The sequence below is a fragment of the Rania fehmarnensis genome, from assembly GCF_056494185.1.
Genome location: NZ_CM151398.1, coordinates 6,970,534 through 6,983,374 on the forward strand (window position 1 = coordinate 6,970,534; position 12,841 = coordinate 6,983,374).

The following is a 12,841-nucleotide window of genomic DNA, read 5'->3' on the forward strand; positions in this document are numbered from 1 at the left end:
CATCGACGTTGGTTCGGTTCCCAGACCGTTTTCAAACGCAGAGCCCGCAGAGTCCGCAGAGTAAACGCTGAGGATGAGACTTCGCAGGTTGTAGGCAGCTTTCAATGCCTTCTCTGCGATTGTCCGCCTCTCTGCGTTGTAAAAATGAACTTGCCAACATGTCCATCAGTGATTCCTCCATCTCCACCTGCTGACGCATCCAATCTCTGGCGAGATCGGCTACCCAAAACTCCCATGATGCATCCAATCTCTGGCGAGATTGGCTACGAGATCACTCCCCTCCCACAAGGTATTTGGCGCACTCGCGCCAACAGCAAGACTCGATTCCCTTCCGATACCGAGATGTATCGCCCTGCCCCGATCGACTTTCATGCTAGCAATCTGCCATGTCTGCGGTTTACTTGTCATGTAAGCAAGCGGCCGAGAGCCTCAACGTCAGCCAGTCGACCATCAAACGACTGTGCGATGATGGCGTGTTGCAGGCTGTGCGCACGCCAGGGGGCCATCGTCGAATTTCGCTCAGGTCGATACAAGCCTGGCAGAGCGAAGCGGGGCGAGCGGTTACCACCGAGCCAACTGGCAAACGCGATGTGACACCTGGTCTCGACTACGCACAATGTTGTCGCTGGTTGCTCAGCGACAACCGTCACGATTTGTATGTAGCCATTCAGAAACTGCGTCGCAAGAGCTGCGTAGCTGAATTGTGCGACGATGTCTTTGGGCCCGCGCTAGTGCGCCTGGGCTGGATGCATCAAACGCAGCAAATTGAAAATCACTTGGTCCTCCGCGCTTGCCAGCGACTGCGCGGACTCCTGTGCCGATTATCTGCAGAGTTGGAACCGCGCGAATCGACTCAGCGGGCTCTGGGAGCCACTGGTCTCCATGATCCTGCTGACCTGGCCAGCCTGTTTGTCGAAGTAACTTTGCGCGAGCAAGGCTGGAACGCAGAATCACTGGGATCGGGCTTGTCCGGTAGCGAGCTGGCTGGCGCCGCCAATCTCAGCCAAGTCGAGTTGGTTTGGGTCTGCTACACCCACCACAGTGAACCCGTTGGACTGATAAACGACAACCGACAATTAGTGACGCAACTGAACGAGCGCACCAAACTGGCCATCGGCGGCGGCGCGCTGTCGGTGGATCTGCGCCGTCAGTTGTCCTTCGACTTCTTCGGCGACTGCATGTTGCATCTGAGCCACTTCGCTCAGAGCTTGATTGAGCGCCAAGCAGCGGCTTGATCTACCGCTTCTTCAGGATCTTCGAGAGGGCTTCGCGCAGTTTGACATCGCTGGTATCGCCCGCGGCCGGGATGACGGCCATCGCGGGACCATCGGATGGCGTATCCACCGACTCAGCCAACTTGATCACTTCTTCAATCAGATACGCCGGAGCTGAGATGACTAGCAAATTGGCCTCGGAATCAGTACCGACGGACATCAAGCCTTGATACTCGGGGTTGCTGGCCGTGGCCGCCAGGTTCTGGTTGTAGCCACTGGGTCGGTAGGAACTGCTGCCCGAGAACACGCGATCATTGATGCTCAACAGGTCGCGGTAAACTTCCTTGACCACTTCGACAATTTCGGTGGCGCGACGATGCTTGACGCGATATACCTTTTGTTGCCGCGTCATGCGATTGTCTTCGTCGGTTGGTTGATCGAGCACGGGCACATACTTGTTGATCAGCTCCAATTGATGAGACGTGCAGTGCTGGATAATCAGTCGATTGGTTCGCGAATCGACGTCAATAACCACCGAGGGTGGTGGGGAAGCCAATTTGGAAACTGGCGTGGCCGCGGCCGTTGTACTGAGCATCGACTCCAATTGCCGGCGCACGGACATGGCTTGCGCGTGCTTCAATTGAATCACGCGCACATCACCTGGGTCAGGCACTAATTGCTCGAGCAACTTCTTGGCGGCGACGGCAGCATCTGGATCGCGCGACACGATGACCAGGTCGCCCTTCTTGCCTTCGATAATGCGAACCGGCGGCAGATTGCTGCCTTCCTCGTGGGCGGGTGTAGCTTCAGAAGCAGCTACGACTTCACCCAGTCGACTCGGTGCATCGGCTTGACCACCGGTGCTCGAGACCAGGCGAATGGCTGAGTTGCTGTTGGCTTGACTAACGGCAGGCGCGGGCGGAACAACCGGTGCTGGGACCGGTAAAGGGACCGGTGCCGACGACTCGGTAGGCGCGGCCGGCAAGAGTGCAGGTTTGCGTTCGATCACTAGTGGTGAATCGCTGACTTCACGCCACAGGTCGCGCATGCGCTGGGTAACTTCAGCCACATCACCGGGACTGACATTGACGACGTGCATTTGCGAGGTCGCCGTCGGACTATTCTCAAAGGTCTCGCCCAAGCTGATCAGAAACTCGCGGACTTCTTTCAACTCTTCGGAAGTAGCCCACAGCAGCAGCCGATTGTTCTCGGCATCCGCTTCGATTTGAAACTTGCCGTCGCTGGCCACGCCAGGCGCGGTGCTGGGTCGTTCAGGGTTCTTCAAGATCAACTGAATGGCTTTTACCGCGTATTGCGGCGAAACACTGCTGAGCGGAATCACCGAAGCCGAGCGTTTCTCGGCGCGATAGCTCTCGATCAATTGCGCAATGGTGAGCTGATCTTCCGGAGTTGCGAAGGCGATGATGCGGTTATAGGCCGACTCGTGTTGAATGCGAGTTTCTTTGGCCAGGTTGCCGCGCTCTTGCAGAGCCAACAATAGCTTGCTGATCGCATCGGGATCAAAACCGTTGACCGGATGAACCTTGACGCGACTGACCGTTTGCCAAGATGAATCGGTTTCCGGTAGCGGCTTGTCCAGCGTCTCAACCGTTTGCTTGACCATCTCCAACTTGTCGGGCGGCGCATTGACGACGATGCTGTTTTCTTTCTCATTGACGACGATAAACGTGTCTTGTTTCTTTTCACCCAACAAGTCGCGGGCATTGGTGCCCAGTTGCTTGACCGCTTCGGCTTTGAAGCGAGCCTGTTCGATCTCGAGTTGCGTTTGAGTCGATGCGGCAGGCGTGCCATCAGGAGGCAAGCCGATCAGTTGTCGAACTTGAATCGCGATCTCGGCCGCTTTACGATACTTCAAGCGGAACTCGAGCACGCGTACGCGACGACCATCTTCCGATTCGGCTCGCGTTATCAATCGAGTTAACTCGCGCAGATTGACGACCGCATCGATCACTTCCAAGCGATTGCTACTAGCCAGCGGAAACATTTGTCCATAAGGACTAAGTAGCGGTTTGAATTCAGTTGCCGCTTTATCAGCCAGCATCCATTCCAGAGGAATAGACAAGCGGACTACTTGGTGTTTGGAGAGACCTTCTAAATCTTCGGTGTTGACTCGAGGTACCAGCGTGATGTCGATCTCTTTCATCGGCACCAGGCGCAAAACTTCACCGCGTTTGAGCAACGTAAAGCCGCGACCGAGCAACTGCATGTTGATCAGATCTTCCGCTTCGGCCAATTCGTAGTCATTGGAACTGAACAAACTCAATTTGCCTTCGGGCAGCTGTTGATAGTCCAGGTTCAGCTTCAATTCCTTGGCCAACCAATGCAGAGCTGGTAACCAATCTTCATCGCGAAAGTTTAGCGTCACCCGTTTTTGATTATCGGCAGCCACCATGACCGCGTCAGCGGCGCTTGCTTCTACGGCTTGGGGTTCAGCTGCACTTGGTTCAGCGGCACTTGGCTCAGCGGCACTTGGCTCAGCGGCACTTGGCTCAGCGGCACTTGGTTCAGCGGCACTTGGCTCAGCGGCACTTGGCTCAGCGACGGTGTTGGCTGGCGTGATCGCGGGTTGCTGAACTGGTGGCTCTTGAGCCCGAGGGCTGGAGGGGAAACTGGTGCAAGCAACGATGAGGCTCAGACAAACGGTTCGACGTATCAACGACATGGCAGGTTCCTCAGAGGAGACTCAACGATTTCGCCCTCGACCGTCAGCTGTGAATACACCGCTGGCGTCGACGCACAAAATGAGTTGGGTCCAGTGATAACTGGTTGCAGTCGACCGCCGATGATCAATAGTTTTTACTGGAATCAACGATCGAGAAGCTATCGGGCGAATCAGGTCACTCCAATGACCAAGGCTTTGTAGGTAGGAAAGGCGGGTTTGCGTGGTGATTCGCGCCGCCACCCATCGGCCGCGGCGAATCAGTTCAAGTCTCTATGGTTGGCAAAGTAAACGCAGGCAGGACCAACCACACAACCCGAAGTGTACTAGCAGCGCCCACCAGCGTCAAGGAATCAGGGGCCTACGTTGCTTGATGTGGGGGTTGCCGGTATGCTTGAGTTCGACATGAGATTTTAAAAACCACAACGCTAAAATCTCACCGCTTAGAATGTAAGGCGCGACACTCTATGCCCCCGGCTTCCGATGATTACTTGGCTACTGCATCGGTGGCGCCACATAACGCTTGGGTGTTATTGGCCAGTTTGCTAATGCTGCTAATGGCTTCACCTGGCTTGGCCCTTTATTATGGGGGGCTGGTTCGCAAGAAAAATGTGCTGAGCATGATGATGCAGTGTATTTTTCTGATTGCCTTCATGAGCCTGGTTTGGGCGGTGGTGGGTTACTCGCTGAGCTTCGGCAAGGGTGGAAGCTTGGTGGGGAATTTCGAGTTTGTGATGATGCGTGGTGTTGCCCGCAGTTGGGACGCGCAGCAGGCCACGGCCCTGACGCCGATGTTTAACGAACACCTCCCTCGGATGACTCACATGCTCTATCAGAGCATGTTCTTCATCATTGCGCCGATCATCGTCTGCGGTGCTTTTGCCGAGAGAATGAAGTTCAGTTCGCTCCTGTGGTTTGCGCTCCTGTGGGGGCTGCTGGTGTATTGTCCACTAGCCCATTGGGTTTGGGGCGGTGGCTTCTTGACTTGGCAAAGCGGTCTGTTGGGAGGCAGTTTGGATTTCGCTGGCGGCATGGTGGTCCATGTCAGTGGTGGCCTGACCGCACTAGTCGCCGCCATTATGATTGGGCCGCGTTTGGGCTATCGTCAAGAACCGATGCCGCCACACAATCTAACCTATACGGCCCTGGGCACATCGCTCATGTGGATAGGTTGGTGTGGCTTCAATGCAGGCAGCGCTTTAGAGATCAATGGCATTGCAACTTCGGCCATCATGACCACGCACTTCAGCGCCGCTGCCGGCGCAATTGTGTGGGCAGTTTGTGAATGGTGGCAGAGAACTAAGCCCTCGGTTCTAGGCGTATGTAGTGGAGCAGTATCGGGACTGGTATGCATTACGCCAGCGGCAGGCTATGTTGGCCCGATGTCCGCGATTGCCATGGGAGCCATCGCAGGGTTTTGTTGCTTTCTGGCATGTTATCGCTTGAAGTGGCTCTTGAATTACGACGATGCCTTGGATGCCTTCGGCGTGCATGGTATCGGAGGCATTACCGGCGCGCTGCTGACCGGGATCTTCGCCACTCGCTCGGTAAACAACTTGTCTGCCGGCGCCGCTGTCGGAGCCATCGATGGTAATTGGATGTTGATTGTGGCCCAGCTAGTTGCCTTACTGATTGCTTCGACCTATGTCATCGTGATGAGCATCATCATCTTCAAAGTCATCGATATGCTCATCGGCCTGCGCGTCAACTCGACCATGGAACGACAAGGCCTCGACGTAACGCTGTATGGTGAAGAAGGCTACATTTTTTTGTAGGAGTAGGAGTAGGAGTAGGAGTAGGAGTAGGAGTAGGAGTAGGAGTAGGAGTAGGAGTAGGAGTAGGAGTAGGAGTAGTTGGAGGCTACATCGTTTAACCCGTAGCCGAAGGCTAGGCAACCGAAGAGGTTGAGATGGCAGCCGTAAGTCACTCCGTTAAACAAACAGTCGTTCAGGTAAACGCATGGCTTGGTTAGAGGGTTCTCCTCGCCTGCGGCTACGGGTTAAACGATTTGTAGGCTAGGGGACCGAAGAGGTTGAGATGGCAGCCGTAAGTCACTCCGTTAAACAAACAGTCGTTCAGGTAAACGCAAGGTTTGATTAGAGGGTTCTCCTCGCCTGCGGCTACGGGTTAAACGATTTCTAGGCGAGGCAACCGAAGGAGTGAAGATGGCAGCCGTAAGTTACTCCGTTGAGCAGACAGTCGTTCAGGTAAACGCATGGCTTGGTTAGAGGGTTCTCCTCGCCTGCGGCTACGGGTTAAACGATTGGAAAAAAAACTAAAAACAGGCGTATTTGCCTAGGAATTCTCTATTTACGTACACGGCTAATCCCGTCACAATGCCCCGGCTATTGGACTGGGCTGGGTGGCACGAGTTGCCTGGCCGGAGATAGCCACAATTTGAATAGTTTGGGGAATGTTCCGAAGGATCGAAGGTCATTTCCCATTTGTCGCTAACGCTATACGTAAGCAAGGAGTGCTGAACGTGCGCATTGGAACATTCTGTTTCGCCCTGGTAGCCGGTTTGTCGCTGGTGGCGTCCGCTGCTCAAGCTCAACAAGCAGCCGGCGGCGCAGCAGCACCTGCTGCCCAACAACGTGCAACCGTCCCGGTTGCCGTGATCGACTTGGGACACATTCTCAACAACCACCCCACGATGAAGACGCAGATCGAAGCGATCAAGTCGGAGTCGGAAACGGTGGGCCAGGCGTTTGAGAAAGAGCGTCAAGACATTCTCAAGATGATGGAAGAGCTGCGCGAGAACTTCACCGAAGGCACGGCCGACTATGCCAAGAAGGAAGCTGAAATCGCTTCACGCGATACCGACTTCCGCCTGCGCGTCGTTCGTAAGAACAAAGAGTTCGACGACAAGCGAGCCCAGATCTTCTTTGAAGTTCACCGTCAAGTGACCGCTGAACTGCAAGTCTATTGCCAATGGGCTGGAACACTGGTGGTCTTGAAGGTCAATCGCGAGAAACCTGATCCCAAGAAGCCGCAGTCGATCGAAACGGCTATGATGCAGGAAGTGTTCTATCACGTTGAACACCCCAGCGTAGACATTACCAACTGGGTGCTAGATCGCCTTAAGGCCCAATCCGGCCAGGCTGCGACGGGAGCTGCTGCACCGACCAGAGCTGCCGCTGTTCCAAACGGCAATCAACCACGACTGAAATAGTCTGCCGTTGTAGCATTCACTTAATTTGTGGCCCACGAATACTCGAGGGCCGCAAGTTGACTCTTGGCGTTCACAAGCCAACTTCGTCCGAACAACAACAAAGCCTTTGCCGCTTTGGCCCCTCATCGGCAAAAAATCCAACACTCGACGAATCGAAGCAGCAGAATGGTCATGCGGGCAACCCGATTTCAGCATACGCTCAGCCGACCTTGCCAGGTAACTGGTCGAGGTTATTGGTCGAGCCAGCCTATTACGCTGACCTTCTTCCCTGCGCCAGTGGGCTCAGGCGTTCAATTCGTTCGCACCGACTTGCCCCAGTGTCCCAAGGTCCAAGCGATCGCAGATCATCGCGTCGACATGGCCTTGCGTACGCGACTGGCTAACGGTTCCGCCGTGGTCGACATGGTCGAACATGTGTTGGCCGCCTTGTCGGGATTGAAGATCGACAACGTCGAAATCCACTGCACTAGCTGTGAAATGCCCGGCCTGGATGGTAGCAGTCACGGTTATTCGCTGGCTCTAGAAGCAGCTGGTCGCACCCTACAAAACATGCCGCGCGAAACTTTGCGCATCACCGAACCCATTCGCATCGGCACCGACAGCCAGTGGGTTGCGGCTTATCCATCGGATATAGATGGACTGAGCATCGAATACCAACTGGACTATGGTCCCAACAGTTCGATTGGCTCCGGCACCTTTAGTTGCCCGGTCAGCGAATTCACTTTCGTCAGCCAACTGGCTGAAGCTCGCACGTTTTTGACTGCGGCTGAAGCCCAGCAATTGCAAAGCAAAGGCCTGGCACAGCACGTCACTACTCGCGACCTGCTGGTCTTTGGTGACCAGGGACCTATCGATAACCAATTGCGATTTGAAGATGAGTGTCCTCGACACAAAGCTCTCGATTTGCTCGGAGACTTGGCGCTAGCCGGCGTCGATCTGGAAGGTCACGTCGTGGCCCATCGCAGCGGCCATCAACTCAATGGCCGCCTGGCTTCAACGCTCAGGCACATGTTTCTCCAGCGCGCACAACCACATACCGATTATTCAACTGAACTTAAGCGACGAATCGCTTAACGCCCTTTTGTACTAGAGTTGGAAAGTTGCATCGATGTCCACGATCATAGCACATACGGCCGTCGTTGATCCCAGAGCTGAACTGGATGACGAAGTCCGCATCGGTCACCATTGTGTGATTGGAGCTGGCGTGCAGATTGGGCGCGGTACACGCCTGGAAAACAACGTTACCATCAATGGCAATACGCGAATCGGTCGTAACAACCACCTGTTCCCCAACGTCGTCATTGGTGCCGAGCCTCAAGATCTGTCTTACAAGGGCACGCCCACCCAAGTCATCATCGGCGACAACAACGTGCTCCGCGAATCGGTGACCATCAATCGCGCTACCGAAAAGGAAGATGGCATCACCGCCGTTGGTAACGATTGTTACTTTATGACCTGCTCGCACGTGGCTCACGACTGCAAAGTTGGCGACCGCGTGATCATGGCCAACAATGTCATGTTGGGTGGCCACGTACATGTCGAACACGATGCCACGCTCAGCGGTGGTGCCGCCGTGCACCACTTTGCCTCGATCGGTTGCTACAGCTTTGTTAGCGGACTCAGCCGCGTGCTGCACGATGTGCCACCGTACATGTTGGTGGAAGGCTTTCCCGCTCGACCACGCACAGTTAACGTCGTCGCACTCAAACGCAAGAATTTTTCGCCCGAAGCCATCAAGGCCTTGATGGAAGCTTATCGTTTGCTCTATCGCTCGCGCGTCGGCATGGAGCACGCCCGCGAGATCCTGGCCGCCGGTGGTACGCTCATGCCCGAACTGCAAGTGCTCTTCGAATTCATTGAAAATTCGCAACTCGGTCGCCATGGTCGGGGACGCGATAGGAGAAAAGCAGCGTGACCAAGCTAAAAGTAGCGATCATCGGGGCAGGCCACTTGGGCAAAATCCATGCACGACTGGCCAAGAGCAACGAACAACTGGAAGTTGTAGGTGTCGTCGAACCAGTCGCTACTGCGCGAGCCCATGTGGCCAGCGAACTTGAACTGCCCACCTTCGAAGACCATCAAACGCTCATCGGTCAGATGGATGCCGCCATTATCGCGACGCCCACGGTTTATCACTACGATGTCGCCAGCACACTTCTGCGAGCCGGCGTACATGTGCTGGTCGAAAAACCGCTAGCTTCCACCGCGGAGCAAGCCGATCGCCTGGTTCACATCGCCCAACGCCACGATCGCGTGTTGCAAGTGGGACATGTTGAGCGTTTCAATCCTTGCTGGACTACCGTTCAATCGCATTTGGGAGCTCCCAAATACATCGACTGTGTGCGAGCTGGGGCCTATAGTGGCCGCAGCACCGATATCGGCGTCGTGCATGATTTGATGATCCACGATATCGACCTGGTGCTCAGCTTGGTACGTTCACCTGTGCACTCGGTCTCCGCCTGTGGCCTGGCCGTGCTCGGTAGTCACGAAGATTTGGCTGAAGCCCGCGTGACCTTCGAGAATGGATGTATCGCCAACTTCAAAGCTTCGCGCGTTAGTTTAGACATGGCCCGCCGCATGTCGATCTATACAACTTCGTCGATGGCTGAGCTAGACTTTTCCAAGAACGAAGTTCGAGTAGTTAAAGCCTCCGAAGAAGTGCTCGATCGCGAAGTGCAACTCGATCAACTCTCAGCCGAAGAACGCACAGCCGCCAAGTCAACCATCTTTGGTTCGCTCTTTCAAGTTGAGACCTTGCCGGCTGAACCTCGCAATGCCATCTTGGATGAACACAACGATTTCCTCTTGAGCATTCGCACACACGCTTCGCCTATCGTCAGCGGCGAAGACGGCACCGCGGCTCTCAAATTGGCTTCACAAATTCTCGACTCGATTGCTGGTCATAAATGGGACGGCCAAAACAGCCGCCCCTGGCAGATCGGCCCATTGGCTTCACCCCAGCCAAAGATTTTGCCAATGCATCACGGCAAACCTCTACCGGGTACCACGCGCAAAGCCGGTTAACACCAGCGGTATTCCGTAGCCGATCTCGCCAGAGATTGGAAAAATTGTAGTCATGCATCCCTCCCGAATCTCGCTAGCGCTCGATTCGACCTCTCCAAGCCAAAGCTTGGAGAGGTGACCGTCACCTCCACCAGCTTCGGAGAGCGATGCGATAATAGCAAAGCGTAGTCTCTTATTGATGTGGGGCGGTTGTTTTTTTGCTGACTCAACGCGCTGGGGAGGTTGTTATTTACGAATCCTGGTTCGTCTCGAGGCGAAATTTAGCCCAGACTGCCCAAAGCGGCGATTTGAACGGCTTTTTTCACCCGATTGCGACAGTCGGTGCGCAGCGCTCCACGGCAAGCAGTTTTGCCAGTCGTTTGACGTTCACTGTGAAGCATGTCATCAGTTGTTGGATCTTCACTTTTGCCAGACCGCAGTATCTTGCACAACGACCGCGCCCGTGCCGAGCCACTTCCCCTAACTTCCGTTCGATGGCCGGATGCTCACGCCGGACTTGTTGGTATTGCTCTGTCTTGGACTTCTGACGAGCACGTTTGTATTCTTCTTCATACTCATTCTTATTCACTCGTCGACCTCGACGGCTGGTCTCTTTCATCTTGGGGTTGCACTGCGCGAGCAACGGACAGCCCCAACATTTCTTAGCCGGAAAGTCGAACGTCGTGCGGTTAGGCTTCGTGGCATCTTGAAATCCTTTATTGGATGTGTGGCCAGCTGGACATGTCACATGCTCGCCGTCTGAGGTCAATGCAAACGCCGTCGAAGCAAAGCCTTCATCGTTGCCGAAGTCACGCGGCGGTGTGATCACATCAACTTCCATCCCGCCAGGGCCTTCCAACGCGCGCAGCATTGGCCCGTTAAATCCCGCGCCGTCAAGGGATAGCTGTTCGATCTTGTTGCCATGAGCTTGCTGTTCGCGTTCAATCAGATGAACCGCGTCTTGGGCCTCAGCACCGTTTGCCGGAAGCACCTCAAGTTGAGTGATCAGCTGGCTATCGGCGTCCATCAACACATCGACCAAATAGCCGTCGTAAAACTCGCCATGCATTCCGCGGCGGGCATCGCTATCAACCACGCTCAGCGTGCGATCACCCTGACCTGGGTTCAAGCAATCGCTCACGATCTTTTGAGCGAGCGCACGTACTTCGATGAATCGTTTCCAAGACTCTTGGCAATCACTCTCTTGGGATGGATCGGGCTGCTCGAGCATCCACGTCAGGATGTCGCCGACTAAATCCAGACGAGCATCAAGGCGAATCTCCTCGGATTCTTTCTCGGTTTCGACGCGGCTTCGATCGGTTCGGATACGGAATCCTTGAGCGACCTCAGCATCAATGGGCTCGATAGCAGCGAGCATCTTTTCTCGCAGCTGCGCCAGCAGTTTCAACGTGGTGGGCACAGCAATATTGGCATAGACGTGTGTGGCATCTTTAAGTCGCAACCGATCGCTGACAAGGCCCTTGCTGCGCGCGAAGCTGATCAGTCGGTCGAAAACTTTCTGCATCCCCTCTTCTCCGATGCGACCCCGAAAGCGACTCAAAGTACTTCCGTCCGGCAACTTACAAGTAATCGGCACTTGCAGAAACCAGCGGAACAATAAATCCGAACTGGCTCTTTCTAGGACTTTGCTGTCTGATAGATGATAGAGATATTGCAGGTACAACACCTTCAGGAGGAGGATTACTGGCAGGGTGGGCCTACCTCCCTCACGACAATAATACTTCTCCAGCTCAGGCCGGAAACTTTCCCAGGGGACTATCTCCAACGCATCTAAAAGGGGCGACTTGAGCGGCAGCACACGCTTATAGATCGCCAGATCCGACGCACGAATCTCAAACAAAAAATCGCGATGGTTCGTTAGCATAATGATTGCACCGAGTTGGAACGTCGGCCTCTTCAACCATAATACCCATGCCAGAGCAAATTGGAATTAAATCAGCACTCTCCTTCGCTGGGGGAGGTCGCAGACGAGGCGTTCAGCCGATGTCTGCGGGAGGGGGCTCCGCGCTAGGCAAGACTTCGGCGGTACTAATGACCCTATGCACTCGCCCCTCCCGAATCTTGCTGCGCTCGATTCGACCTCCCCAAGCTGCGCTTGGAGAGGTGACGCCGCCATCGCCCCAACGCTGCTAAACTCAACACCGAGACAAGCCCGATGCTGCTGGGTTCTGGTACGCCCACGATGTACGAACCATTCAGAATCGAATTGAAGACGATCTGAGATCCGCCGGGCCCGATCAGCTCTGTCACTCCCAGCCCTGTACCAGGCAGATCGGTAAAGTCGATCGTGTAAGTTCCTGGGGCTACTCCGGATGTGTCGATCAGCAAGCTGGCGATGCGGGCTCGATTGCCTGCCAGAATTTGCCGTGTGACTTGATTGACACCGCTGTTATTGAAGTTGATCGATACTTCGGCAAAGGCTGGAAAACCATCGATAGGTGCCTGACCTCCTATGGAACTGCCGGTGGATCCAGAGTCCCAAAAGTAATCTGCCCCGTTCAACCGCACCCCGTCCAGCGAACCAAGGTTGCCTGAAAAGACGCCTTGCGTACCGCTGCCATCCCCCAGAATGACTCGCAAGTTCATACCGTTGATCAAAGGTGTATCGCTTGTCGCGCGGAGATAAACTTCGACCGATTGAAAGGCAGTATCGGGCTGTAGCGCGCGGCTCTCCACTTCCAGAATCATGTCGGCGCGGAGCGCATTGCCGTAGCCGCATAACATCAAACAGGTCAGGCAATACTTCAGCAC

General features: G+C 54.9%; 9 protein-coding genes. 6 read left to right on the forward strand and 3 right to left on the reverse strand.

Annotated elements, in window-relative coordinates; genetic code table 11:
* The first annotated feature begins 386 nt into the window (after nucleotides 1-386).
* The gene (locus SH573x_RS23655) at nucleotides 387-1,235 is read left to right on the forward strand and encodes an excisionase family DNA-binding protein (protein WP_479350369.1); all 849 of its coding nucleotides are present in this window, start codon (nucleotides 387-389) and stop codon (nucleotides 1,233-1,235) included.
* 1 nt (nucleotide 1,236) lies between these two features.
* On the opposite strand, the gene SH573x_RS23660 is transcribed toward SH573x_RS23655, so the two are convergent.
* Nucleotides 1,237-3,897 carry a secretin N-terminal domain-containing protein gene (locus tag SH573x_RS23660; protein WP_479350370.1) on the reverse strand — a complete coding sequence of 887 codons (2,661 nt, stop codon included), beginning with the start codon at nucleotides 3,895-3,897 and terminating at the stop codon, nucleotides 1,237-1,239.
* A 464-nt stretch (nucleotides 3,898-4,361) separates the two neighbouring features.
* On the opposite strand from SH573x_RS23660, the gene SH573x_RS23665 reads away from it, so the two are divergent.
* From SH573x_RS23665 to SH573x_RS23685, 5 genes are all read left to right on the forward strand, one after another.
* Nucleotides 4,362-5,669 carry an ammonium transporter gene (locus SH573x_RS23665; RefSeq protein WP_479350371.1) on the forward strand — a complete coding sequence of 436 codons (1,308 nt, stop codon included), beginning with the start codon at nucleotides 4,362-4,364 and terminating at the stop codon, nucleotides 5,667-5,669.
* Nucleotides 5,670-6,376: 707 nt separating this feature from the next.
* Nucleotides 6,377-7,066 (forward strand): OmpH/Skp family outer membrane protein, encoded by a 690-nt coding sequence (locus SH573x_RS23670; RefSeq protein WP_479350372.1) that lies wholly within the window; start codon nucleotides 6,377-6,379, stop codon nucleotides 7,064-7,066.
* Between the two features lie 171 nt (nucleotides 7,067-7,237).
* Nucleotides 7,238-8,140: a UDP-3-O-acyl-N-acetylglucosamine deacetylase gene (lpxC, locus tag SH573x_RS23675; RefSeq protein ID WP_479350374.1), complete on the forward strand. Its 903-nt coding sequence runs from the start codon at nucleotides 7,238-7,240 to the stop codon at nucleotides 8,138-8,140.
* A 34-nt stretch (nucleotides 8,141-8,174) separates the two neighbouring features.
* Nucleotides 8,175-8,981 carry an acyl-ACP--UDP-N-acetylglucosamine O-acyltransferase gene (gene lpxA, locus SH573x_RS23680; RefSeq protein ID WP_479350376.1) on the forward strand — a complete coding sequence of 269 codons (807 nt, stop codon included), beginning with the start codon at nucleotides 8,175-8,177 and terminating at the stop codon, nucleotides 8,979-8,981.
* Complete coding sequence (locus tag SH573x_RS23685; protein WP_479350377.1) at nucleotides 8,978-10,090, forward strand: Gfo/Idh/MocA family oxidoreductase; 1,113 nt, start codon at nucleotides 8,978-8,980, stop codon at nucleotides 10,088-10,090. The genes lpxA and SH573x_RS23685 overlap by 4 nt, the downstream gene beginning before the upstream one ends.
* Before the next feature lie 301 nt (nucleotides 10,091-10,391).
* Here SH573x_RS23685 and SH573x_RS23690 read toward each other — a convergent pair whose 3' ends face one another.
* Together SH573x_RS23690 and SH573x_RS23695 are read right to left on the reverse strand one after the other, a co-directional pair.
* Nucleotides 10,392-11,954, reverse strand: coding sequence for a transposase (locus SH573x_RS23690; RefSeq protein ID WP_479349076.1), 1,563 nt, complete (start codon nucleotides 11,952-11,954; stop codon nucleotides 10,392-10,394).
* Between the two features lie 173 nt (nucleotides 11,955-12,127).
* Nucleotides 12,128-12,841, reverse strand: coding sequence for a hypothetical protein (locus SH573x_RS23695; protein WP_479350378.1), 714 nt, complete (start codon nucleotides 12,839-12,841; stop codon nucleotides 12,128-12,130).

Coding starts and splice junctions, on each gene's coding strand:
- SH573x_RS23655 (WP_479350369.1), top strand. CDS start 387: ATGTCTGCGGTTTACTTGTCATGTAAGCAAGCGGCCGAGAGCCTCAAC.
- SH573x_RS23660 (WP_479350370.1), bottom strand. CDS start 3,897: ATGTCGTTGATACGTCGAACCGTTTGTCTGAGCCTCATCGTTGCTTGC.
- SH573x_RS23665 (WP_479350371.1), top strand. CDS start 4,362: ATGCCCCCGGCTTCCGATGATTACTTGGCTACTGCATCGGTGGCGCCA.
- lpxC (WP_479350374.1), top strand. CDS start 7,238: ATGCGGGCAACCCGATTTCAGCATACGCTCAGCCGACCTTGCCAGGTA.
- lpxA (WP_479350376.1), top strand. CDS start 8,175: ATGTCCACGATCATAGCACATACGGCCGTCGTTGATCCCAGAGCTGAA.
- SH573x_RS23690 (WP_479349076.1), bottom strand. CDS start 11,954: ATGCTAACGAACCATCGCGATTTTTTGTTTGAGATTCGTGCGTCGGAT.